This window comes from Myxococcus sp. CA033, from assembly GCF_013336625.1.
Classification (GTDB): domain Bacteria; phylum Myxococcota; class Myxococcia; order Myxococcales; family Myxococcaceae; genus Myxococcus; species Myxococcus llanfairpwllgwyngyllgogerychwyrndrobwllllantysiliogogogochensis.
On sequence record NZ_JABUMU010000001.1, the window covers coordinates 760,994 to 784,129 of the forward strand.

Annotated in this window: 18 protein-coding genes; 8 read left to right on the plus strand and 10 right to left on the minus strand. The window is 68.5% G+C overall.

Annotation, left to right across the window (positions count from 1 at the left end):
- Positions 1 to 19: 19 nt before the first annotated feature.
- Together HUA78_RS02925 and HUA78_RS02930 are read right to left on the minus strand one after the other, a co-directional pair.
- Positions 20 to 1,534 (minus strand): SDR family NAD(P)-dependent oxidoreductase, encoded by a 1,515-nt coding sequence (locus tag HUA78_RS02925; protein WP_174453255.1) that lies wholly within the window; start codon positions 1,532 to 1,534, stop codon positions 20 to 22.
- A 477-nt stretch (positions 1,535 to 2,011) separates the two neighbouring features.
- A complete protein-coding gene (locus HUA78_RS02930; RefSeq protein ID WP_174453254.1) occupies positions 2,012 to 2,434 on the minus strand; it encodes a YciI family protein in 423 nt (140 codons plus the stop codon).
- A 351-nt stretch (positions 2,435 to 2,785) separates the two neighbouring features.
- On the opposite strand from HUA78_RS02930, the gene HUA78_RS02935 reads away from it, so the two are divergent.
- The 6 genes from HUA78_RS02935 (at position 2,786) to HUA78_RS02960 (ending at position 12,462) form a co-directional block, all read left to right on the plus strand.
- Positions 2,786 to 3,235 (plus strand): YciI family protein, encoded by a 450-nt coding sequence (locus HUA78_RS02935; protein ID WP_174461405.1) that lies wholly within the window; start codon positions 2,786 to 2,788, stop codon positions 3,233 to 3,235.
- A 107-nt stretch (positions 3,236 to 3,342) separates the two neighbouring features.
- A complete protein-coding gene (locus HUA78_RS02940) occupies positions 3,343 to 5,178 on the plus strand; it encodes a fibronectin type III domain-containing protein (protein ID WP_174475608.1) in 1,836 nt (611 codons plus the stop codon).
- Between the two features lie 74 nt (positions 5,179 to 5,252).
- Positions 5,253 to 8,273 (plus strand): DEAD/DEAH box helicase, encoded by a 3,021-nt coding sequence (locus HUA78_RS02945; RefSeq protein WP_174453251.1) that lies wholly within the window; start codon positions 5,253 to 5,255, stop codon positions 8,271 to 8,273.
- A 156-nt stretch (positions 8,274 to 8,429) separates the two neighbouring features.
- Entirely contained in the window at positions 8,430 to 8,864 is a 435-nt protein-coding gene (locus HUA78_RS02950; protein ID WP_174475609.1) for a hypothetical protein, read from the plus strand.
- 116 nt (positions 8,865 to 8,980) lie between these two features.
- Positions 8,981 to 11,524 (plus strand): excinuclease ABC subunit UvrA, encoded by a 2,544-nt coding sequence (uvrA, locus tag HUA78_RS02955; RefSeq protein ID WP_174453249.1) that lies wholly within the window; start codon positions 8,981 to 8,983, stop codon positions 11,522 to 11,524.
- A 38-nt stretch (positions 11,525 to 11,562) separates the two neighbouring features.
- Positions 11,563 to 12,462: a glycosyl hydrolase gene (locus tag HUA78_RS02960; protein WP_174475610.1), complete on the plus strand. Its 900-nt coding sequence runs from the start codon at positions 11,563 to 11,565 to the stop codon at positions 12,460 to 12,462.
- A 56-nt stretch (positions 12,463 to 12,518) separates the two neighbouring features.
- Here the strand turns inward: HUA78_RS02960 and HUA78_RS02965 are convergent, their stop codons facing one another.
- From HUA78_RS02965 to HUA78_RS02980, 4 genes are all read right to left on the minus strand, one after another.
- On the minus strand, positions 12,519 to 13,895 hold the full coding sequence (locus HUA78_RS02965; protein ID WP_174461410.1) for a DNA/RNA non-specific endonuclease: 1,377 nt from the start codon (positions 13,893 to 13,895) through the stop codon (positions 12,519 to 12,521).
- A 119-nt stretch (positions 13,896 to 14,014) separates the two neighbouring features.
- Positions 14,015 to 14,575, minus strand: a complete 561-nt coding sequence (locus tag HUA78_RS02970; RefSeq protein WP_174475611.1) for a gamma-glutamylcyclotransferase — start codon at positions 14,573 to 14,575, stop codon at positions 14,015 to 14,017.
- 101 nt (positions 14,576 to 14,676) lie between these two features.
- Complete coding sequence (locus tag HUA78_RS02975; protein ID WP_254623530.1) at positions 14,677 to 16,350, minus strand: M28 family metallopeptidase; 1,674 nt, start codon at positions 16,348 to 16,350, stop codon at positions 14,677 to 14,679.
- A gap of 120 nt (positions 16,351 to 16,470) precedes the next feature.
- A complete protein-coding gene (locus tag HUA78_RS02980) occupies positions 16,471 to 17,412 on the minus strand; it encodes a LysR family transcriptional regulator (RefSeq protein WP_174453245.1) in 942 nt (313 codons plus the stop codon).
- Between the two features lie 155 nt (positions 17,413 to 17,567).
- Between HUA78_RS02980 and HUA78_RS02985 the strand changes: the two genes are divergently transcribed.
- Positions 17,568 to 18,137 (plus strand): nuclear transport factor 2 family protein, encoded by a 570-nt coding sequence (locus tag HUA78_RS02985; RefSeq protein WP_174467630.1) that lies wholly within the window; start codon positions 17,568 to 17,570, stop codon positions 18,135 to 18,137.
- Here the strand turns inward: HUA78_RS02985 and HUA78_RS02990 are convergent.
- The gene (locus tag HUA78_RS02990) at positions 18,120 to 18,911 is read right to left on the minus strand and encodes a trans-aconitate 2-methyltransferase (RefSeq protein ID WP_174475612.1); all 792 of its coding nucleotides are present in this window, start codon (positions 18,909 to 18,911) and stop codon (positions 18,120 to 18,122) included. The two genes, HUA78_RS02985 and HUA78_RS02990, sit on opposite strands and share 18 nt — an antisense overlap.
- Before the next feature lie 28 nt (positions 18,912 to 18,939).
- Complete coding sequence (locus HUA78_RS02995; RefSeq protein ID WP_141641014.1) at positions 18,940 to 19,341, minus strand: GFA family protein; 402 nt, start codon at positions 19,339 to 19,341, stop codon at positions 18,940 to 18,942.
- A 289-nt stretch (positions 19,342 to 19,630) separates the two neighbouring features.
- On the opposite strand from HUA78_RS02995, the gene HUA78_RS03000 reads away from it, so the two are divergent.
- Positions 19,631 to 20,257, plus strand: coding sequence for a LysE family translocator (locus HUA78_RS03000; RefSeq protein WP_141641013.1), 627 nt, complete (start codon positions 19,631 to 19,633; stop codon positions 20,255 to 20,257).
- A gap of 81 nt (positions 20,258 to 20,338) precedes the next feature.
- On the opposite strand, the gene HUA78_RS03005 is transcribed toward HUA78_RS03000, so the two are convergent.
- Together HUA78_RS03005 and HUA78_RS03010 are read right to left on the minus strand one after the other, a co-directional pair.
- Entirely contained in the window at positions 20,339 to 21,292 is a 954-nt protein-coding gene (locus HUA78_RS03005; RefSeq protein ID WP_174475613.1) for a hypothetical protein, read from the minus strand.
- A 38-nt stretch (positions 21,293 to 21,330) separates the two neighbouring features.
- Positions 21,331 to 22,896: a hypothetical protein gene (locus HUA78_RS03010; RefSeq protein WP_174475614.1), complete on the minus strand. Its 1,566-nt coding sequence runs from the start codon at positions 22,894 to 22,896 to the stop codon at positions 21,331 to 21,333.
- Between the last annotated feature and the right edge of the window lie 240 nt (positions 22,897 to 23,136).

Below are 23,136 nucleotides of genomic sequence, written 5' to 3' on the forward strand. Positions count from 1 at the left end.
TTCTCCCCGTCGAAGGTGTTCAGGAGTCGAGGGCGAGCAGCGCCCGTACATCGTGTCCGTTGGAGGGCTGCCGGCCGACGGGCAACAGGCCGTCCACCGTGCCGGAGAGCCCGCCGTCCACCACCCAGATGGCCCCGTTCACCCGCTGCGTCTTCGGTCCGAGCAAAAGCTCCGTCACGTCGGCCACGTCGTCCGCCGTGCAGAGCTGCCCGCCGGGCGTCGCCGCCTCCCAGCGCGAGACGCGGCCAGGGGCGTTGGGGAACATTCCCAGCAGCTCACCGTGCACCGGCCCCGCCGACACGCAGTTGGTGCGAATGCCCTCGGGCGCCAGCTCCGCGGCCAGGTAGCGCGTGAGGGACTCGACGCCCGCCTTCACCACGCCCTGGCAGCCCAGGTCATGCATGTACCGCTGGGACATGGACGTGGACATCGTGACGATGGCCCCGCCTCCTCGCCGCGCCATCAGCGGACGCGCCCGCATGGCGCACTCGTAGGTGCCGGTGACGCACGTGCGGAACGCCTTGTCCCAGTCGCGCGGCGCAATCCGGTCGAACGGTCCAATCAGGCCGTTGGACGCGTTGCACACCAGGAAGTCCAATCCACCGAGCCGCTCCTCGATGGAGGAGAACAACCGCTCCAGGTGCTCCTCCTGCGCGACGGACCCCCACAGGTGCAGCGCCTTGCCTCCCGCCGCGACAATCTCCTGGGCCGTCCGCTCCCCTTCGTCCCGGGAGTGGAACGAGTTCACGACCACCGTCGCCCCCGCGCTGGCCAGCCGCATGGCGACCACCTTGCCAATGCCCTTGCCCGAGCCCGTGATGAGCGCGACCTTCCCCTCGAACGGAAGCCGAGCCACGACAGGCGGCGGCGAGGCCCGCACGGACTCCTCTACCGGGTGACGAGGAGCGGTCACCGTCCCTCGCGACGCACGAATCGCCTCGCAGATGGCGGAGAGCGTCCGCAGTCGCTGGGAGGGCTTGGGGCCCACCTCCAGCCCCAGCTCCTTGACGAGCACGGCCAGCACCTCCGCCTGCTTGACGGAGTCGATGCCGAGCTCGTCCTCCAGGTCCGCCTCCAAGGTCAACAACTCCACCGGATAGCGCGTCACCCGCGCGAACACGGACCGCACCTGGGACTCTAGGTCCGACGACTCCCTGGGCGCGGGGGAAACCACCCGAGGAGAGACAGCAACGGGAGCGGGCGCCGCGACGGGAGCAGTGGCCACTGGTGGAATCGGCGCGACGACCGACGCGGGCGCCCCTTCCGCCAGCAACTCCACCACGCGCTCGGAGATGGCGCCCAGCGTGCGCGCCTTCGCTCCGCGCGGCAGTCGGTCGGCCGCGAGGTTGAACTCCCGCGCGACGACCGCGGCAATCTCAGCGAGCTTCACCGAGTCGATACCCAGCTCATCCTCGAGCTGGGCCTCCGCCGTGAGGATGTCGAGCGGATACCGCGTGACACTCGCCGCGCAACGACGAATCTGCTCCAGGACCTGAGTCAGCGACCCGGAACCCTGATGAAATGACGGGGACATTCTGAACCCTCACAATTCAAGAACCGCATGGAGATGAATGAGCCACGTGCGTTGTGCATCAGGGGTCTGACATTGCCTCTCAAACCCACCACATGCGACACGCAATCAGGAACAAACAGACTCGCGGGAATACGCACCCGCGAAAATGAATCACTCACCGCGCGCGTTCGCTCTCGTCAGCGCTGGGAGGAATTCCTCGAGAACGCCACGGCGAGGGAATGAGCACGCCGCGGAATACACACGCACGCGAACCCCTCCAGACACACGTCTCCCCTCCATGGCCATACAAGACCTGACGGAGTGGCATCAATGATTTAAAACACATCCATCGCTCAAGCCGAGGGCTCTCGCGACAGGCTTTCCCGGCGGCACGGACCATGCCATTCACACCGGGGAATAGAATGTCTCGCATGAGCCCCCATCAAAGTGGGGCCTCGTGCGTGTCCAGCGGGGGTGTGGGGAAGCGGTGCGGGGTGCCTAGCTCTTCGCGGCCTGCTCACGCAGACGCGCATCCTGCGCACGCAGCTCGGGCGTGAGCTCGGCACCGAAGTCCTCCATCTCGAAGACCTGGCGGATTTCAATCTCCGATTCGCCGTACATCGGGTTCGGGCAGCGCTTCACCCACTCGATGGCCTCTTCCTTCGACTTCACCTGGAACAGCCAGAAGCCGGCCACCAGCTCCTTCGTCTCCGTGAAGGGGCCATCCACCACGGTCCGGCTCGTTCCAGAGAAGCGCACCCGCGCACCCCTGGCGCTGGGGTGGAGTCCCTCGCCCGCGAGCAGCACCCCCGCCTTCACCAGCTCCTCGTTGTACTTCCCCATCGCGGTCAGCAGCTTCTCGTCCGGCATCTTTCCGGCTTCCGAGTCCTTCGTCGCCTTGACCAGCACCATGAATCGCATGTCGTACTCCTTCGGGTTCCCGAGGTTCGTTCGTGCCCGTTGTCCCGGGCTCTACTTCTTCGTCGAACAGGCTCGCGGGAGATCGACACGGCCTTTTAATTTTCTGTGCGCCGCCTTCAACCCCGTGAAATGACAGGCCGCCCCGCGTCCTTCTCTGGAAATTGGGGCGTGCGGCGCCAGAAATCATGGAGCCGGTCGCTCGCCCGGTCCGGTGGCGAGGAGCGCATCCCTCCCCTGAAGCGAGGGGCGCCAGCGCGTGTCGATTTCACCAACGTCCGTTCGTTCTTCCAGCACCACCCGAGACGGAAGGCCCGACAGCCCCACCGTCCCGCCACGAGGGAACCGACGACGATGCGATTCTTGATTCTGCGCAAGGCCGACGCGAGCACGGAGGCCGGTGAGGTGCCGGACGCGGCACTGCTCGCGGCGATGGGGAAATACAACGAGGAGCTGATGAAGGCCGGCATCCTCGTCGCCGGTGAGGGACTCCATCCGAGCGCCCAGGGTGCGCGCGTGAAGTTCTCGGGCGGGCAGCCCCGGGTGTTGGACGGGCCCTTCGCGGAGACGAAGGAACTCATCGCGGGCTTCACCATGATTGACGTGCGGTCGAAGGAAGAAGCCATCGAGTGGCTGAAGCGCTGGCCCTCCATCGACGGGCGCGGCGAAGTCGAACTGGAGCTGCGCCGCGTGTACGAGCTGTCGGACTTCGACACCGGGCCCACACCCGAGCAGAAGGACGCCAACGCGCGCATGCGGGACCACCTCCAGGAAGCCGGCAAGCCCCTCACGCCTCAGGGATAACCACGAGGCCCCGCGCGGCGTGAGGGAAGAGAACGAAAAGAAGGGATTGACCCGAAAAATGGGGCGGTCCGCTCTCTTCGTTCTCTCCCAGCCGAAAGGCAGACTCCATGCAGCTTCCAGGACACCTCCCCCGGGCGGCACTCATCGCCCTGGTGGCCTTCGTCACCCTGCTCAGCACCCTGCTTCCCGCTTCCGCCTTCGCGGCGGACCGAGGGGCCTGGGCCCCCAATACGCAGTACACCGTGGGCGACATCGCCTCCTATGGAGGCAAGGCCTACGACTGCCGTCAGTCCCATTTCTCCCTCGTGGGCTGGGAGCCCCCCAACGTCCTGGCCCTGTGGCTGGAGCGTACGGGGAATCCACCACCCGACACCCAGGCCCCTTCCACGCCACCTTCGCTCACGTCCACGGCGAAGACCTTCGACAGCGTGTCGCTGTCCTGGGGCACATCCACGGACAACGTGGGCGTCACCGGTTACGAGGTCTTCACCAACGGCGGCGCCGCCGCGTCCGCGTCCACGTCCGGTGCCACCATCGTCACCGTGACGGGCCTCGCGGAGAACACCACGTACACCTTCACCGTGAAGGCCCGTGATGCCGCAGGCAACCGCTCCTCCGCGAGCACCGCGCACAGCGTGACGACGTCACCCCGCCCGGCGAACGACACGGTGGCGCCCTCCACTCCCGCCAACCTCGCCTCCACCAGCGTGAGCAGCAGCAGCGTGTCGCTGTCCTGGGGCGCGTCCACGGACAACGTGGGTGTCACCGGCTACGAGGTGTTCGTCAATGGAGGCGCGTCCGCGTCCGTCACCACCGCCGGTGCCACCAGCGTCACGGTGACGGGGCTGGCCGCGAACACGACGTACACCTTCACCGTGAAGGCCCGCGATGCGGCGGGCAACCGCTCCACCGCGAGCAACAGCATCTCCGCGACGACGACGGGCACGCAGCCGGTGGGGAACAAGATTCTGGTCGGCTACTGGCACAACTTCGACAACGGGTCGACGAACATCCGGCTGCGCGACATCTCCGCGAAGTTCAACGTCATCCAGGTCGCGTTCGCCGAGCCCGTGGGCGGCGCCGGCTCCGGCAACATGGCCTTCACGCCGTACAACTCCAGCGTCGCGGACTTCAAGGCGGACGTCGCCCTGCTCAAGAGCCAGGGGCGCAAGGTGCTCATCTCCATCGGCGGAGCCAATGGCACGGTGCACCTGGATGACGCCGCCGCCCGGCAGAACTTCGTCACCACCATGCAGGGCCTCATCGACACCTACGGCTTCGACGGGTTCGACCTGGACCTGGAGGGCAGCTCGCTGTCGCTCAATGGCGGAGACACCGACTTCCGCAATCCCACCACGCCGCGCAACTCCAACCTCATCCAGGCCACGCGCCAGTTGCTCAACCAGAATGGCTCCGGCTTCATCCTGACCATGGCGCCGGAGACGGCCTATGTGCAGGGTGGCATGGCCGCATACGGCGGCCCCTGGGGCGCGTACCTGCCCGTCATCCACGCGCTGCGCGACAGACTGACGTACCTGCACGTGCAGCACTACAACACCGGGACTGTCACCGCGCTCGACGGCCGGGCCTACGCGCAGAGCACGCCGGACTTCCATGTCGCGATGGCGGAGATGCTCCTGCGAGGCTTCCCCGTCGGCGGCAACGCCAGCGCGATGTTCCCCGCGCTCCGGCCCGACCAGATTCTCATCGGCCTGCCCTCCTCCCCGCAGGCGGCGGGCGGCGGGTACACCACTCCGGCCAACGTACACAAGGCGCTCGACTACCTCCTCAAGGGCCAGTCCTTCGGAGGCACGTACGTCCTGCGCAACACCGCGGGCTACCCCGGCTTCAAGGGCCTGATGACCTGGTCCATCAACTGGGACAAGTTCACCAACTTCGAGTTCTCCAACAGCCACCGCGCGTACCTGGACACCTACCCGTAGCCACGCGCCTACAGGCCCGGCGCAGGCGAGCATTGCGCCGGGTCCTCCAACGGAGCTAGGGAGGCGGTCCTCGTATGTCCGCGACCGCCGACCTGCTCGAAGCCATCCAGGAGGAAGCGCGCCAGGAGACCTGGTCCGCCGGCATGGGCCTCGCTCGTGCTGGCGCCGTCTCGGTGCAGTCCGTCGGTGAAGAGGAGACGGTGCTGCGCGTGCGCGCCACCGGCCGTCCCGCGCCAGTGACGACCGTCCTCTATCCCGAGGACGAAATCTGGGAGTGCGACTGCAAGGGGAAGGTGGACCCCTGTGAGCATGTGGTCGCCGCCGCCCTCTTCCTCCACCACTCCTCGCAGAAGGCCGCGCCAGCCCGCCCCGCCGCGCCCGCGCGTCCACCCGTTTCCGCGCCCACGCGCGCAACAGCCCCCTCCGCCCCGCGTCCCGGCACAGCGCCCAAGCCGGAGCGGATGGTGTACCGCTTCAAGCGCGTGGACGGGGGCCTCCAGCTCGAGCGCCTGGTGGTCCGGCCCGACAACACGGCCCGACTCCTGGCGCGCAGCCTCTCCTCGCTGCTGACGAACCCCGTGGAGGCCGCTCGCATCCAGGTGGAGCCGTGCGACCGCGTCGCTGACGCACTGCTCGCGAAGCCCACGCGCGGCGCCCTGCCACCCGAGCGACTGGAGGCGCTGCTGCGCGCGCTGGAGCCCGCGCGCACGGTGCTCTTCGACGGTAACCTGGTTTCGATATCCAGCGAGCTGCTCCTGCCTCGCGTCACCGTGGAGGACCGGGGCGAGCAGACAGTGCTGAAGGTGGACCGCGACCCACGCGCCACCGAAGTCGTCAGCCCCGGCGTGGCGGTGGGCGGTGGCATCCTCTTCCGCATGGGCGAGCAGTCGCTCACCGGCTCGCGATGGGAGAACCTGCCCCAGGAGCGCGTCTTCTCGCCCGACCAGATGGGCGACCTCACCGGCAAGGTGCTGCCGGAGATGGCGCGGCGTCTGCCCGTGGACGTGAAGAGCCAGCGGCTGCCGCGCATCGACCGCACGCTCAAGCCGCGAATCTCGCTGGAGCTGGACCCGCTTGGCACGGGGCTCTCCGTGCTGCCCACGCTCGTGTACGGCTCACCGCCCACGGTGCGCATCGACAACGGGCGCATGGTGTACCTCACCGGCGCGGTGCCCGTGCGCAACGAGCCCGCGGAGCAGCAGCTCATCCACGGCCTGCGCGACGAGCTGAACATGGTCCCCGGTCGCCGGGTGACGGTGCAGGGCCAGGAGGCCTTGCAGCTCGCCGACAAGCTGCGGCGCTGGCGGGGTGGGCTCACCGGAGATGCGGCGCGCTTCGTCAGCCCCGACGTGAAGCTGCGCCCCATGCTCGACGTGAAGGCGGGGACCACCGAGGCGGGTGCCCCACGCGTGGACTTCTCGTTCGACTTCCAGGTGGAGGGCGCGGGACCGGATGCGCCGCGCACGGTGGACGCGGGCGCGGTGATGAAGGCGTGGGAAGAAGGACTCGGCCTGGTGCCGCTGCAGGGTGGTGGCTGGGCGCCGCTTCCCACCGCGTGGCTGAAGTCACATGGCCAGCGAGTGACGGACCTCTTGGCGGCGCGCGGCTCGGATGGACGGCTCGCCAACCACGCCATCCCCCAGCTCACGGACCTGTGCGAGGCGCTGGAGCACCCGTCCCCACCCGGCCTGGAGCGGCTGGCGCCCTTGGTGCAGGGCTTCGAGAAGCTCCCCGACCCGAGGCTCCCGGCGGACCTCACCGCAACGCTGCGGCCCTACCAGCTCCAGGGCGTGAGCTGGCTCACGTTCTTGCGTCAGGCGGGCCTGGGCGGCGTGCTCGCGGACGACATGGGTCTGGGCAAGACGCTGCAGACCATCTGCATGGTGGGCAAGGGCACGCTCGTCGTCGCGCCCACCAGCGTGCTCCCCAACTGGCACGCGGAGGTGAAGCGCTTCCGTCCCTCGTTGAAGGTGTCCGTGTACCACGGCCCCGGACGCTCGCTGGACGAGACGGCCGACGTGACGCTCACCACCTACGCGCTGATGCGGCTGGACGCGGAAGTCCTCGGCGCGAAGACGTGGGACATGGTCGTGCTCGACGAGGCCCAGGCCATCAAGAATCCCGACAGCCAGGTGGCTCGCGCGGCGTACGGGCTGGAGGCGACCTTCCGCCTGGCGCTCAGCGGCACGCCCATCGAGAACCGGCTCGAGGAGCTCTGGAGCCTGATGCACTTCACCAACCAGGGACTGCTCGGCGGGCGCAAGGAGTTCGAGGAGCGCTGGGCCCGTCCCGTCGGTGACAACCACAAGGGCGCCGCCGAGCGACTGCGCGCGCGCATCCGTCCGTTCGTGCTGCGCAGGCTCAAGCGGGACGTGGCCCCGGAGCTTCCTCCGCGCACGGAGTCCGTGCGTCACGTCACGCTCAGCGAGCACGAGCGCGCCGTCTACGACGCGGTGTACTCCGCCACCCGCGAGGAGGTGGTGTCCCAGTTGGAGGCGGGCGGCAGCGTGCTCAAGGCGCTGGAGGCCCTGCTGCGGCTGCGTCAGGCCGCGTGTCATCCCGCGCTCGTCCCGGGGCAACACGCGAAGACGTCGTCCAAGGTCCAGGCGCTCCTGGAGGCGCTCGGCACGGCGGTGGAGGACGGACACAAGGCGCTCGTCTTCTCGCAGTGGACGTCCATGCTGGACCTCATCGAGCCGGCGCTGAAAGAAGCGGACATCGGCTTCATCCGACTGGACGGAAGCACGTCCAATCGCGGCGCCGTGGCGGAGTCCTTCCAGGACCCCAAGGGTCCGCCGGTGATGCTCATCTCGCTCAAGGCGGGCGCCACGGGCTTGAATCTCACGGCGGCGGACCACGTGTTCCTGGTGGACCCGTGGTGGAATCCCTCCGTGGAGAACCAGGCCGCGGACCGCGCGCATCGCATCGGCCAGCAGCGCCCCGTCATGGTGTACCGGCTGGTGTCCCAGGGCACGGTGGAGGAGAAGATCCTCACGCTCCAGGACAAGAAGCGCGCGCTGTTCGAGTCCGCGCTGGGTGGAGCCTCCGGTGGCGGCGCCATCACCCGCGCGGACCTGATGCAGCTGCTCGACTGACGGCAGGCGGCTCCGTCAGGAGCCGTGGCCCCACGAGCGCCCTCCTCCCCGGCGTCATCGATAACAGGGAGTGATTGACCGAGGCTCGATTAGTTCCCAACGGAATTCATGGGAGCCCGGTACGGTGGCTGTCGCCCGAAGGAAGAAGGGGGACCCATGAAATCGCTGCTCGCACTGGCCGCCGCCGCGCTCTTCAGCGTCATCGTCAATCCACTGGGCGCGGAGCTGGCCCGCCTCTTCTCGGACATCGGTCCTCAGAACCAGGGCGCCATGTTCATGCTCGCCCCGTATGTCGCCGTCCCGCTGGTCTGCTTCGTCACCGTGGGTGTCGTCGTTGCCTACGGAGTGCCCAGGACTCCTCCGGTGACCTGGGGGCTTCTCACCGGCGCCGTCAGCGCGCCCGTGCTGCTCCTCGCCGGACAGACTCTGGTCTGGAGCCATGTGGGCGAGGATGCCCAGGCCGCCATCGCCCTCATCTTCATGCCTATCCGCGCGGTCATGGCCTCGGGAGCCCTGGCGCTGGGCGCCATCTTTGTCCGCTGGGTGATAGGGCGGTGGAGGAACGCCGTCGACCGCCCCCGGCATGGCTAGGGCGCACGTTCCCGGCGGCCCGCGCAGAGACTCGAGCACGGGCTCCGTCGGTCGGAGCCTGTTCCTCCGCGCCTCCCGGCACCAGATTCGGTAGGACGCCCGGAGGAGCGTCCCTCATGAGCCGACCCCGCCGTCTTCACCTCGCAGGACCGTCCGGTGACACCCGGACGGGCTTCGTCCGCGTCCGGGGTGCCCGCGAGCACAACCTGAAGCACGTGGACGTGGACCTGCCCCGCGACGCGCTGGTCGTCTTCACGGGCGTCTCCGGCTCCGGCAAGTCCTCCCTGGCATTCGGGACGCTCTACGCGGAGGCCCAGCGGCGCTACTTCGAGTCCGTGGCCCCGTACGCTCGGCGCCTCATCGACCAGGCAGGCATCCCCGAGGTGGACTCGATCGAGGGTCTTCCCCCCGCAGTCGCGCTTCAGCAACACCGGGGCGCCCCCACGACACGCTCGTCGGTGGGCAGCGTGACGACGCTGTCGAACTCCCTGCGCCTGTTGTACTCGCGCGCCGGCACCTACCCGCCGCATCAGCCGCATCTCGACTCCGATGCCTTCTCCCCGAACACTCCGGCGGGAGCGTGCCCGAACTGCCACGGCCTGGGCCGCGTCTACGAGGTGACGGAGCGGACCCTGGTGCCGGACGACTCGCTCACCATCCGGGAGCGAGCCATCGCCGGGTGGCCGCCCGCGTGGCACGGGCAGAACCTGCGCGACATCCTGGTGTCGCTTGGCTACGACGTGGACACGCCCTGGAGGGACCTGCCCAAGAAGGACCGCGACTGGATTCTCTTCACGGACGAGCAGCCCACCGTCCCGGTGTACGCGGGCTTCACTCCCGCGGAGACGCGTCAGGCGCTCAAGCGCAAGACGGCGCCCAGCTACATGGGGACCTTCACCGGCGCCCGGCGCTACGTGTTGCAGACCTTCGCCACGACGCAGAGCCCGCTCATCAAGAAGCGGGTGTCGCGCTACATGGAGAGCGGCGAGTGTCGCGTCTGCCACGGCAAGCGGCTGCGCCCTGAGTCCCTGTCCGTCACCTTCGCGGGATTGGATTACGGAGAGCTGTCGCGCCTGCCGCTCAAGCGTGTCGCCACCCTGCTCCAGCCCTACGCGGAGGGGACGGCGTCGCCCCTGAAGAAGCTCACGCGAGAGCACCCCGAGAAGGCGCTCGTCACGGAGCGCATCGCGAAGGACCTGGTGGAGCGACTGCACGTCCTGCTGGAGCTGGGCCTTGGCTATCTCTCACTGGAGCGCGGCACGCCCACGCTCTCCCCGGGTGAGCTGCAGCGGCTCAGGCTGGCCACCCAGGTGCGCTCCAACCTGTTTGGCGTGGTGTACGTGCTGGACGAGCCCTCCGCGGGCCTGCACCCCGCGGACACCCAGGCGCTGCTCAGGGCGCTCGACGCGCTGAAGGGCTCCGGCAACTCGCTCTTCGTGGTGGAGCACGAGATGGACGTCATCCGCCACGCGGACTGGGTCATCGACGTGGGCCCGGCCGCCGGAGAGCAAGGCGGAGAGGTCCTCTACAGCGGTCCGTTGGACGGGCTCAAGGGCGTGGAGGCGTCCCAGACGCGGCGCTACCTCTTCGGAGCCGAGCCCTCTCGTCCCCGCCCCCCGCGCACTCCCAAGGGGTGGCTGCGCCTGCGAAGCGTCTCCCGCAACAACCTGCAGGGGCTGAGCGCCGACTTTCCGCTGGGCGTCTTCACCACCGTGACGGGCATCTCCGGCTCCGGCAAGTCGAGCCTGGTGAGTCAGGTGTTGGTAGAGCTGGTGGCCGCGCACCTGGGCCACGAGCCTCCCGAGGAAGAGGAGGACGGCGAGCCGCTGGAGCGCACCCTCGTCCTGACCACGGGCGGGAAGATCACCGAGGGACTGGAGGACATCCACCGGATGGTGCGGGTGGACCAGAAGCCGATTGGCCGCACGCCACGCTCCAACCTCGCGACGTACACGGGCCTGTTCGACCACGTCCGCAAGCTCTTCGCCGCGACGCCGGCCGCGAGGTCTCGCAAGTACGACGTCGGGCGCTTCTCGTTCAACGTGGCCAAGGGCCGCTGTGAGACGTGCGAGGGCGAGGGCTTCGTGAGCGTGGAGCTGCTGTTCCTGCCCAGCGTCTATGCGCCCTGCCCCACCTGCCATGGAGCCCGCTACAACGCGAAGACGCTGGAGATTCGCTACCGGGGGAAGAACATCGCCGACGTGCTGGGCATGACGGTGGACACCGCCCATGCGTTCTTCACCGAGGAGCCCCACGTGCAGCGCGCGTTGGGCGTCCTGCGCGAGGTGGGCCTGGGCTACCTGCGCCTGGGCCAGCCCGCGACGGAGCTGTCCGGCGGCGAGGCCCAGCGCATCAAGCTGGCCACGGAGCTGCAACGCACCCAGCGAGGCCACACCCTCTACGTCCTGGATGAGCCCACCACCGGCCTGCACCCCGCGGACGTGGACAAGCTCATGGCGCAGTTGGATGGACTCGTCGAGGCGGGCAACACCGTCATCCTCGTGGAGCACGACATGCGCGTCGTCGTCGCGAGCGACTGGGTCATCGACCTGGGGCCCGGCGCCGGGGATGAAGGCGGCCACATCGTCGCGGCCGGCACACCCGCCCAGGTCGCCGCGTCATCGAAGAGCCGCACCGCGCCATTCCTCGCACTAGGATGACCGTCTCCACGCGCCCTCGCGGGCGGAGGTGACGGCACATGAGACGCTGGCTCGCGCCATCCTACATCGCGTTGTTCCTGCTCCTGGGTTGCGACCCGGCGGACCCCATCAAACCCGGCCGCCCTTCCACGGACGATGCGGGCACCCAGACGCCTCCGCTCATCAAGAGCGCCAAGCGCGGCATCGCCTTCGACCTGGCGACGCCCGAGGACCTGGCGGCCGTCTCTCCGGGCGTGAGCTGGTGGTACAACTGGAGCCCCCGTCCCCATACCAACGTGCCCACGGACTTCCGCACCCGCTACGGCATGGACTTCATCCCGATGCTCTGGAACGGCGAATTCGACGCCGCGGGCACCGAGACGATGCTCCGGGACAATCCCCACATCGAATACCTGCTGCTGCTCAACGAGCCCAACCTGACGGATCAGGCGAACATGTCGCCGCAGGCCGCCGCGCGGCTGTGGCCCCGGTACGAGAGCGTCGCCGCCAACACGGGCGTGAAGCTGGTGGGCCCGGCGATGAACTGGGGAACGATGTCGGGGTACTCGGACCCGGTGGTCTGGCTGGATGCGTTCTACGCCGCCTACCGCGCGGAGAACGCCAACCGTGAGCCCCGCATCGATTACCTGGCGTTCCACTGGTACGACTACGGACTCGACGGCCAGCTCAACCGGCTCACGAAGTACGGCAAACCGTTCTGGGTCACCGAGTTCGCCAACTGCCACCAGCAACAGGATGGCGCGCAGATTGACTCGGTCGCCAAGGCGAAGGCGCAGATGACGGAGATGGTGGCCGTCTGCGAGCGCCGGGCGGACGTGTTCCGCTACGCGTGGTTCACCGGACGGTGGACCCATGACCCGTGCTTCGCGAGCCTCCTGGGCGCGCCCGGCGTCCTGAACGAGCTGGGCAGGCACTACATCTCACTGCCCGCGCCCTGAGGGCGGAGACAGCGCGCCACTGGGCCCGTGAGAGAGGGCCCGGTGCTCGGGAGGGACTACCGCTTCGTGAGCAGCGTGGCGGACTCGTACTTGCTGCCCTGGAGCTGGAAGGCGCCAGGGGCCGACGTGTCCTTCTCCAGCTTCGCCTGCACGCTCTTGGGAAGCTGCGCGTACAGGTCCTGACCCAGCAGCTTCTCGAGCTGGTCCACCGGCACGCGCGAGGACTCCAGCAGCGGGATGATGGCGTCCTTCTTCGAGGGCCCGTCCTTCACGTTGGGCACCATGTACGCGAACATCGTCACGTTGCCGTTGGGCAGCTCCAGCAGCACCGTCTTGAAGTTGTGCGTGGGCACGCCAATCTTGCGGTCCTTGGCGCCCGTCGTCTGCACCGACTCCTGAGGCAGCGGCTTGCCGTCCGCGTCCAGGAACAGGTTGCCGGTCATGATGTGCGCCTTGCCCCCGGTCTCCTTCACCAGACCCGTCACGGCCTGCTCCAGCGTCTTCCACACCTGCTGATTGTGGTTGCCGTACTGGGGGGCGATGTTGGTCATCTGGTGACTCTCGTTCATCGCCTCCTGGTTGGGAGAGTCATCGGCGGGCTTCATGTGCCCACGGTCGAAGCCCGTGTGGTCGTAGTCGGAGTCCGAGACGCCGTTGGCGCCCAGCAGCGGGTCCCTCACGAAGGAGCTCTTCGTGCGGTTCACCTCGGCGGGCGTCTCCTTGATGTCGGCGGCGGACAGCATGTAGCTCACGAAGGTGGGGAGGTTCTTCCCCTCATCCAGCGTCAGTCGCGAGTACTGCTTCACCAGCTCCATCCCCTTGCCCTCGCCGCCCGTGGGACGCAGCGGGTCTACCTCTCCGGCGGACTCGGCGACGCGGCTCTGGATGACGGCCATCTGCTGGTCCGGCACCCACCGCGTGCCGTCCACCTGGTTGGCCTTGGACTTCTGGATGTAGGCCGCCAGCTCATCCTGGCTGACCTTGCCATCGCTGTTGCCACCCAGGAGGTCGGCGCGCTTGGCGAGCCCGTCCTGCCACTTGGTGTCGAAAGCGTCGACGTCCACGGGCGTGCCGCCGCCCTTGGCGACCTTCGCCTCCACCGCGGAGCGACCCTGCTGGAGCGCCGTGGAAGTGAGGTATTTACCGTCCGTGGGCGCGGAGAGGTAGGCCTGGATTTCCGCTGCGGACACCTGGCCGTTGCCACCGCGCGTCTTGGTACCCGCCGCATCCGCCGCCTTCAGCAGCCCGGTCTCCCAGCTCTGCTCGGTCCAGCCGAACTTCGCCTGGAGTTCGGCGATGGGGACCTCGCGAGCGGTGGAGCGGTTCCAGCTGCCCCCCTTGGGCGCCACGACGTTGGTGGGCGCGGCGTCCGCCGTGGCGACCGTGGCGGGGGACGGGGTGCTGGCACGAGCAGTGGGTCGCAGCGTCGTCATGCGGAAGGCATCCTTGGGCCGCCCAGGGGAGGAACGGAGTGAGGCCCTGGTAGAGCTATGGTCGGTCGGAGGCGACACCGGGTTGCGTCATCGCCCCGCCTTTTTCCAGAAAGTTGCGATCAAGGCTTCTTCGCGGACGGGCCTGGGACGGAGCGTGCGTCCGCCTTCGCCTGTTGGAGCGTTCCCACGATGTGGGCCTCGGCCTGGAGGCGCTCCACGTAGTCGGCGGGGAGGCCGGTGCGCTCGGCGGCCAGGGCCACGGTGACGAGGAAGGCCTCGCTGATGGGGCCCGTGGCGGGAGGGCCGCTTCGCGCCGGAGCGGTGAAGGCGTGGGCGGAGAGCACGGCGCCGGTGGCGGTGCGCACCTTGACGGGCCGCGACGCGGTGGCCTCGGCGAGCACCGACTCCAGGCGACTCACGGCGTCCCACGTCTCCGGCGAAACGCGCCGCAGCAGCCCGGGGAGCGTCTTGCCCGGGGCGTCCACCAGCCGGGCCACCTTGCCGCCCCAGGCCAGCGAGGGCACGTCGTAGACGACGTCCACGTCCAGCGCCTCGGCCGGCTCGCCATCAGGCAACGTGGGCGCGGAGGGGAGACCTGGAAGGCGCTCACGCGCCGTCGCGGGGGACAGGTCGACGGAGAAGGCGAACCACGGACGCGGCGGAGGAGTACCTGCGGACATGGCTTCGAGTCTCGGCGGGTGATGGCCTGGGAACAAGCCCCCTGGAGTGTGCGCCGGGCCCCGAGGACTTCGAGGCCGGCGCCTTCACGCCCGAGCGGGCGCTACTCCTTGGCGGTGGTGCGGTTGGCGGCCAGCTCGATGACGTTGACCATCAGGTCCTTGACCCGGCGCGGCTTCTCGCCGCCGTTGTCGCGGAGGATGAGGTCGATGTCGTCCTCGGGCTCATGGTACTCGGGGATGAGGTCGCCGCCACCCTTGGGATTGGACAGGCCCTCGAAGAGGAAGAGGACGTCCTCGCCCTTGCGGCCGAAGACGGCGCCGTCCTGGCGGTCGCGGTACACGTTGATGTCGCGGTTGATGCGGTCGAACGGGTCCGCGAGCTGCGCGTTGGCCTGGTCCACCACGTCGCGGAAGTAGTTCGCCTGGCCCCTGCGGTCGGTGTCCACGACGGACAGGCGCTGGTCATCCCAGCGACCCACCATGTCCACGTTGACGACGCCGGAGATCTGCTCCGTGCTCAGCCCCGGAATCGGGTGGTCGACGAAGTACTGCGAGCCGACCAGCCCCTTCTCCTCGGCGCCCGTCCAGATGAAGAGGATGGAGCGGTCCAGTTCGCCGCGCTTCTGCGCCTCGGCCAGCTCCGGCACCGCCGCCATCAGCACCGCGCTGCCAGACGCGTTGTCGTCCGCGCCGTTGTGGACGTTGCCGCGACGGTCCGTGCCCACGTGGTCCAGGTGGGCCATCACCACGATGACCTCGTCCTTGTGCGGCCCGGTGCCGGGCAGCAGCGCCATCGTGTTCACCGCCTGGCCAGACGCCGTGGCCAGCGCGCGCAGCTCCTCGACGCTGCGCAGGTCTCCGCTGCGAGCGGGCGCGAGCGGCTGCCCTTCCGCCTTCATCGTGCTCTCGTACTTCTTGTTGAGCATCTCCAGCGTCTCGCGGGGCATCCCGTCCTCCAGGTAGAACCCCTCCTGGAAGAGCTGGTGGCCGAACTCCTTGTGCGCCGCGTGGTCGTGCTCCCCGGCGTCACCCGTCGCCGACGTCTCCGGCTTGCCGACGAAGGAGAACACGTCGAACTTCTGCTGGAAGGGGTTCTCCGCGTTGTTCGAGTTGGGGCCGACGAGGCCGTACTTCTCGACGTGCGCCTGAACGTACGCGGAGGCCGCGTCGAGTCCCGCCGACGGGCTGTCCCGGCCCTGGAGCTCGTCCGAGGCGAGGTACGCGATGTGCGTCATCGGGTCCGAGTCGGTGATGGAGGGCTCGGGCTTCGGCTCGGGCGTGGGCTCCACGGGGCCGGGCTCGGGAAGCGGCAGAGGCTTCGGGTCCGTCGGCAGCTGCGGGTCCGTCGGCAGAGGCTTCGGGTCCGTCGGCAACTGGGGCAGCGGCAGCGGCTTCGGGTCCGTGGGCAGCGGCTTCGGATCCGTCGGCAACTGGGGCAGCGGCAGCGGCTTCGGGTCCGTCGGCAACTGAGGCAGCGGCAGTGGCTTCGGGTCCGTCGGCAGCGGCTTCGGGTCCGTCGGCAACTGGGGCAGCGGCAGCGGCTTCGGGTCCGTCGGCAGCTGCGACGGAGGCTTGGGCAGCGGCAGGGGCAGCGACACCGGGGGCTTGGGGAGCGGCAGCGGCTGGGCGTTGCCCGGCTCGAAGCAGTCCTTGTTCCACTTCAGGTCGGGCGTCTTGACCTTGTTCGTCTCCGAGGGCTGGGGAGCCTTCGCGGCCGGGGTTCGCGTCGTCGCGGTAGGGAGTGGACGAGGCGGGTCGCTGATCTTGGAGGCCATGGTGGGGGATCCCGATGGAGAGCGTGAACGGCGCGCTTCGGGATTATCGCCACGAGGGAGTTCCGTGTTGCGAGAAGGTTTCACTTTCTCGTGATTTCAGTGACTTGTCTCAGCCATGTATCACCGCCGGTGGATCTGCCGGCCCCGAGGCCCCGGGTGGTGCGCGCGCAGGGCCGCCACGAAAGCGGTGAGCGCGGGCTCCGTTTCTCCCTCCCGGGTGGCCACGGCCCAGTCCAGCCAGAGCCCACGCGGGCCGATACGGAAGGCCCGCAAGCCGCCATCGTCCAGTTGGGGCGCCACGGCCCACCGAGGCAGCACGGTGACCCCCAGGTTCGCACGCACCATCTCGACAGGGAGGCCCCCCGTCATCGGGATGAGCGTCACCTTGCGAGGCGAGAGGCCCCCCGCCTTCGCGAGCGCTCTCCCCAGGGGTGCATCGGCTCGGAGCGCGCCCTCATCGAGCCACAGGTGCTGGTCCGCGAAGGTCCGCACGTCGATCTGCCGCTGACGCGAGGAAGCCCAGGGGTGCTCCCGTCCCACCAGCGCGACGAGTTCGTCCCGGAACAGCGGCTCCATGCGGATGCGGGGGCTCTTTCGGACCTCCCCCGCCACGAGCGCAACATCGAGCTTGCGCGCGAGCAACCACTCGGCGGGCGCCACCCCCGCCTCCGTCACCACAGTGACTTCCGTCCCGGGCCAGTCCCGCGAGAAGGACTTCAGTAGCTCCGGAAGCCAGCGATAGGACTGGAGACACACCGTCGCCACTCGCAGCGTGCCACTCGCGCCGCGCAGGAGTTCGCGCGTCTCGGCCTCGGCGCGCGTGAGTTCCCCCAGCACGGAGCGCGCGGCCTCCGTGAGCCGCTGGCCCGCCGCCGTCAGGACCAGGCGCCTCCACTGCCGATGAAACAGCGCGCCTCCGAGCCGGTCCTCCAGCTCCCGGAGCTGCTGGCTGAGCGCCGATGGGGACAGGTGCAGCTTGCGTGCGGCCGCGTTGAGGCTGCCCACCTCTTCGAGCGCGGAGAGCAGGAGCAGATGTCGGGTCTCGACGAGCGGGCTCGGCATCGATTCAGCCTGCCTTAACAATCTGACGGGAACAACGCGTTCGACCGAATCGATGCCCCCTCACATATTCCGCCGTGCCTGCCCCGATATCGCGAGGTCCGGGTCACCCTCGCGCTCCACCCCGGGGCTTTCGCACCGACCCGAGGACACTCTCCATGCACACGCACAAACTCGCGCCGCTCGCGGCGTCGTTGCTCACCCTGCTCGGCTGCGCGAGCACCCACGAGGGCTCGGCCATGTCCTCGCGCATCGCCACCGCGGGCGTCTCGAATGTCGAGGCGTACCCCATCGACCACCTCGCCCTGCGCTCGCTCATCGAGCGCTTCGCGGACGCGGCGAATCACCAGGACTGGGCCGCGACGGAGGAGATGTTCGCGAAGGACGCGGTGTGGGAGGTCCTCGCTCCCCCGCCGCTGGGTTGGACGTTCGAGGGACGCGACGCCATCCGAAAGGGCATGGCCGGCAATGCCGAGAGAATCGACCTGCGGGTCCAGAGCGTGACCCCCATCGTCGTCCACGTCGAGAGCCCGGAGCGAGCCACCGCGAGGTCTACCCTGGACGAAGTCCTGCGCTTCAAACAAACCGGGCTGGACCGGAGGATTGTCGGCACCTACTCCGACCAGTTCGTGAAGCAGGACGGACACTGGAAGTTCTCTCGACGTACCTTCCGGCTTCGCTACGACGAAGAGGTCTTCATGCCCCCGTCCTCACGTCCCGCGCCGTGAGCCAACTCCGGGCGAGGACGAGGCCTCGCGCGACTCGCGACGCTTCACGGCGACGAAGGTGTCGTACGGCGCGCCCTCCAGGGTGCGCGTCTCCAGGCAGGCGTCGAGCCCCACCTCGTCGAAGAGGCGCAGCCACGTCGCCCTCGAAAAGAGGCCATTCAGGTGCACGTCGTGGACGGAGCGGACGCTGCCGTCACGCTCCTTCAGCAACATCGCGAAGTGGGTCTCCGAAGTGTTGCTCCCCGGCTTCGGCGGCAGCGTCCACATGAGGTAGCGCAGGGAGCGCGAGCCCCGGCCCGGAGCCTCGGGCTCGTCGCCCCCTTCCGTGCTCGAGCCCGGCACGAAGCTCTCCTGCGTCGCATCCGGCGCCACCAGGACGACTCCACCTGGGCGCAGGTGCATCGCCGCCGTCTCCAGCGCCGAGCGCAGGTCCGTCTCCGTCGTCATGTATTCGACGGCGTCATGGATGAACACGGCGTCGAACTCGCGACCCAGGCGCACGGTCCGCATGTCACCGGGCAGATGTTCGCACTCGGGATTGAGCTCGCGGCTGTGCTTGCGCATGCCCTCCGAGGGCTCCACCAGCGTGAGCCGGAAGTCGCGCTTGAGGAAGCTGGCGTTGTTGCCACCACCACTGCCCAGCTCCAGCACCGTCACCAAGGGGCCCGTCGCGCCGGCACGAAGCAAGCGGCGGTACTCGGACGCCTCCTCTTCGTAGTCGCTCGGAGGAGAGACCAGGGGCCACCACTCCGCCAGTTCGTCATAGAGCTTCATGCGCAGCGTTCCGTTCGAGCCAGCAGGTTCAGAGGTGACGGACCTCGGCCGGCGGCTTCTTGAAGTCGTTGTCCCGTTTGTTGACGTAGGTGATGGGGGAGCGCAGCAGCTCGTCGAGGTCCACGTCGTCGAGGCAGTTGACCTTGATGGTGTAGAACTTCCCCAGGTCCGCGTCGTCACCCCAGCCGAAGGAATGAACGCCGCAGTGCTTGCAGAACAGGTGATGGAGCTGCTTGGTGTGGAACTGGTACTCGGAGAGCGAGGACTCACCGGCCAGGAGACGGAAGTCCTCCGGCCCGATGATGGCGTGCCACAGCCGCGCCTTGGTGCAGATGGAACAGTTGCACTTGTAGGTGCCCTGGCTCAGGTCGACGTCCGCTTCATAACGGACCGCCCCACAGTGACAGCTCCCAACGTACGTCTTCTTCACGTGTGACGCTCCTCATGACGAGCCCAGGCCTCATCCGAAGCCGGAGCAGACCATGAGTGCGGCTTGATTCAACGCCGGGATTTCGCCGCGGCGATTCAGGTCATCCGTGGATGACACTCCGTGAAACGTCGTCATTCCGACGCCGCTTCAAGGACGGTGGCATGCCGGCCCTGTGTCACCGTGGAGCCCGCCCTTCGGGCGTCACGCACGCGTCATTTGCCGTGACACCGTCCCGTCCGTAGGGTGGCCTCGTCCGGGCCGGAGCGTCTTCCGGTCACGCGGCCACTCCATGGACCTCACCCTCTGGGCCACCTTCACGCTGACCATGACCCTCTTCGCCATCACCCCGGGCCCCGCCGTGTTGCTGGTGGTCTCCCAAGCGATGTCGCGAGGCTTTCGCACGGGAATGAGCGCCGCGCTGGGCATCCAGGCGGGCAATGCCGTGTACTTCCTCATCTCCGTCGCCGGCCTGGGCGCGGCGCTGGCCGCCTCCCCCTTCGCCTTCTACGGCATCCGCTATGCGGGCGCGGCCTACCTCGTCTACCTCGGCGTGAGGACGCTGCTCGCCGCGAAGCACGCTCTCACGCTGGAGCAGCGTCCGAAGCCACCCCTGTGGCGCGGGGCCTTCGTGCAGGGGTTCGCCAAACAACTCGCCAACCCCAAGTCCATCCTGTTCTTCGGCTCGCTGCTTCCGCAGTTCATCCACCCGGGCCCACGGGCGGGCTTGCAGTTCGCCGTGTACGGAATCTCCTGCATCGTGGTGGAGGTGCCCGTGCTCGCCGTCTACGCCTGGCTGGGTGTCGCGGGCGGACGGGTGTCCAGCTCACCACGCGCCCTCGTCTGGCGCGAGCGACTGTCAGGCATCGCGCTCATCGGCATCGGCGCGGTGCTCGCCACGATGCGGCCACAAGCCTGAAGCCCGTCTGAACCCTGACGGAGCGTTGACGACCGGAGCCACTCGCTCCGGCCGTCGTGTCCGGCACTCACCTCGAAGACATCACTGCGCGGGAGCAGGCGCTGGCGCGTCGTCCTTCAACGCCTCCAGCTCCCGAGCGGTGGCGGGCCGCGTCCGGGCCTTGCCCTTCTCCACGGAGATGACCGTTCCCTTGGTGCCCAACTGGCAGACCAGCGCGTCACCCAGCGAGGGCGCCTTCTTCACCGCGTCACAGCGCCCCACGTGCGCCACCTGTCGACGCGCGGGCTCGATGCCCAGCGCCACGGCGAAGACCTTGCCCGGGTTGCCGTCGAACGGCCCCCCGGACACCAGCGTCACCCAGGTGTCCTTGAGCAACTCCTGCGTGTAGAGCACCTCGTAGCTCTCCGCCTTGCACTCGGCCTGGGTGCTCCCGGCCTTGCAGCGCTGGGCCCCGCGAAGCTTCTCCAACAGGGCCGAGTCCACCCGCGCGGTGAACGAAGGCGTGGGCAGCTCGTAGCGGGCCGGCCCCGCCTTCTCCAGCCCCGCGCACGGCCGCTTGCCATCGGAGGCGGAGATGCGCAGCGCGAGCGGCACCTGCTGCGCGCCACTGGAGGGCACCGTGAGGAACGCCATGCCCGCGCTCGCGAGCGACTCCGGCACCGTGACGGTGAAGGCCCCGATGAAGTCCGACATGCCCTCGTCCGAGTCGGTGAGCAGCAGGCTCAGCGAGCCGCCCACTCCCACGGGCAGCCACGCTCCCGAACGCGTCTCTTCCAGGAAGAGGCTGTTCCACAGCAGGGTGCCGGCGTCCTCCTGCTTCGGACCGATGACGGTGGGCGAAGCCCCCTCGACGTCGACGGCCATCGCCGACAGCTCCGGGTCCGGCGCGGAGCCCTCGTCCCAGGACGCGCCACTGGAGTTCGTCGTCCCGACCTTCGCCGCCAGCGGGGACACGAACAGCTCCTTGCAAGCCCGATAGTCCTGCGCCCACACGCGCGTGGAGACACAGAACACCAGCAACACCCACCGTCGCATCGTGCTTCCTCTCATCCGTCCGGGCGACATCGCCTCGGCTACAGCCCCAGGGCGTATACCTTGTTCCGGTCCACCACATAGACCCGGTCCTTCACGATGACAGGGTCCCTGAGCGAGCCGCCATCCGACGTCCCCACCAGGGCCAGCTTGGTGGCGCTCCACAGCGAGGAGAGCGTCGAGACGGCGACGACGTGCAAACCCATACGCGAGGTGATGACGAGCGTGGGGATGCTCACACCGGACGCATCCTTCGTCCCCGAGGCCGCGGAGATGGAGGTGCTGCGCTTGCCCGCGAAGGGCGTCGTGGAAAAATCCAGGAGGTCACGTCCGTAGTAGGGAACGATGACATCGTAGACGCCCGGAAGAGTCGCCGTCAGCGGCGTGCCACCGGAGAGGGCATCGAAGGAATAGAGCACGGTGCCGGCGTTGGGACCGGAGCTCTCCTGCGCGGCGACGATGGCCCGGCCCGCCACCAGCACGGGCGCCTGATAGCCGGTGACTTGCGAGCTGGGAAACGGCGGGGACCGGAAGAGACTCGCGCCATTGTAGCCCGCGTTGCGGATGTTGAACGTCACCGTGCCAGTGCCCAGGTCGCGCTCCAGCAGGTAGATGCGATTGCCCGACACGCTGATGTTGCTGGCGGGCTCCAGCGCGACTCGAGGCCAGCGAGGCGTCCCCGTGGCCAGGTCCCAGCCGAACAGGCCCGAGGCGAAGGGACGGGGCTCGTTCGCGTCGCAGTTCGTGGAGCACTGGAAGTTGTAGATGGCGGCCAGGTAGATGAAGCCGTTGTCGGTGGCGATGGAGCCCAGGCGGTCTTCCGCCGTGTCCCACTGGTGCTGCGGAAAGACGCGCGTGCCGCCGTAGTAACCGTAGGTGTTCAGCTCGAGCAGCAGGTTGCCACGCTTGTCCAGCGAGCGCAGGCCCAGCTTGGGGCCGTGGTAGTGGAGCTGGTTGTAGACCCACAGGCGCGTGCCGTCCGACAGCGACTGGCCCCAGCTGTCGTTGTTCGCCTGCTCCTGTTCCGCGTACGGTGTGGTGCCACCCGAGTAGTAATTGGCGCCGAACTGCTTGCTCCAGGTCCGGATACCGTCGTCGTTGCGGACGACACCGTCGCGTGCCTCATAGACACCGCCGCCGACAAGCTTTTCATACGCGAAGAAGGAGGGCCAATGTCCCCGGTTGTCATTGAGCTGCCGGTCGACGCTCCACACGCTGGCGCCCGTTGCCGGGGCGATTTTCTCCAGGGCGGGGCTGCCACCAGAGCCGACGTAGTTGGGATTGGAATTCCATGCCAGGTAGACGCCGTCGGTGTCCGCCACCGCCCGCTCCACGCCTTGCACGGAGCGCCCCGTCCCCGCGGTGGGCGCGAACTCCCAGAGCTTGCGCAAGGGATGCCACGCACAACCATCCGAGGTGAAGGAGCGACGTGCGTCATGCCCCATCGTGGCCCACGCATTGGTCCCCGTGCAGGGTGGCACGACGGCGGCCTCAATGACTCCCGGCGATTCGGGCGGAGGCGAGGAAGGCCCCTCCACCGAGCCTCCACACGCAACGAGCCCCACGACAGACAGCAGCAGCACCACGTCTCGCGTTCGCAGCGTCATGGCACGACCTCCACGTCAGGGCACGCCGGGAACTCCCGGACGCGCCAGGAAAGCGCCTCGCGTCACCACGCCCTCCACCGCACCTCTCCGTAACCGCCCCGCCAGAAGCCCCCCTGCCGCCGGGACGATGAGATGTGTCACGGGCTCCGGCAGCGTCGCGGGTGAGCGTCTCTCATGGAGCGGGCCTGGCTGTGGCGACGGGAGGACGGGTGGCCCCGACACGATAGCAGCATGTCTCCA

Coding starts and splice junctions, on each gene's coding strand:
- HUA78_RS02925 (WP_174453255.1), bottom strand. CDS start 1,534: ATGTCCCCGTCATTTCATCAGGGTTCCGGGTCGCTGACTCAGGTCCTG.
- HUA78_RS02930 (WP_174453254.1), bottom strand. CDS start 2,434: ATGCGATTCATGGTGCTGGTCAAGGCGACGAAGGACTCGGAAGCCGGA.
- HUA78_RS02935 (WP_174461405.1), top strand. CDS start 2,786: ATGCGATTCTTGATTCTGCGCAAGGCCGACGCGAGCACGGAGGCCGGT.
- HUA78_RS02940 (WP_174475608.1), top strand. CDS start 3,343: ATGCAGCTTCCAGGACACCTCCCCCGGGCGGCACTCATCGCCCTGGTG.
- HUA78_RS02945 (WP_174453251.1), top strand. CDS start 5,253: ATGTCCGCGACCGCCGACCTGCTCGAAGCCATCCAGGAGGAAGCGCGC.
- HUA78_RS02950 (WP_174475609.1), top strand. CDS start 8,430: ATGAAATCGCTGCTCGCACTGGCCGCCGCCGCGCTCTTCAGCGTCATC.
- uvrA (WP_174453249.1), top strand. CDS start 8,981: ATGAGCCGACCCCGCCGTCTTCACCTCGCAGGACCGTCCGGTGACACC.
- HUA78_RS02960 (WP_174475610.1), top strand. CDS start 11,563: ATGAGACGCTGGCTCGCGCCATCCTACATCGCGTTGTTCCTGCTCCTG.
- HUA78_RS02965 (WP_174461410.1), bottom strand. CDS start 13,895: ATGACGACGCTGCGACCCACTGCTCGTGCCAGCACCCCGTCCCCCGCC.
- HUA78_RS02970 (WP_174475611.1), bottom strand. CDS start 14,575: ATGTCCGCAGGTACTCCTCCGCCGCGTCCGTGGTTCGCCTTCTCCGTC.
- HUA78_RS02975 (WP_254623530.1), bottom strand. CDS start 16,350: ATGGCCTCCAAGATCAGCGACCCGCCTCGTCCACTCCCTACCGCGACG.
- HUA78_RS02980 (WP_174453245.1), bottom strand. CDS start 17,412: ATGCCGAGCCCGCTCGTCGAGACCCGACATCTGCTCCTGCTCTCCGCG.
- HUA78_RS02985 (WP_174467630.1), top strand. CDS start 17,568: ATGCACACGCACAAACTCGCGCCGCTCGCGGCGTCGTTGCTCACCCTG.
- HUA78_RS02990 (WP_174475612.1), bottom strand. CDS start 18,911: ATGAAGCTCTATGACGAACTGGCGGAGTGGTGGCCCCTGGTCTCTCCT.
- HUA78_RS03000 (WP_141641013.1), top strand. CDS start 19,631: ATGGACCTCACCCTCTGGGCCACCTTCACGCTGACCATGACCCTCTTC.
- HUA78_RS03005 (WP_174475613.1), bottom strand. CDS start 21,292: ATGCGACGGTGGGTGTTGCTGGTGTTCTGTGTCTCCACGCGCGTGTGG.
- HUA78_RS03010 (WP_174475614.1), bottom strand. CDS start 22,896: ATGACGCTGCGAACGCGAGACGTGGTGCTGCTGCTGTCTGTCGTGGGG.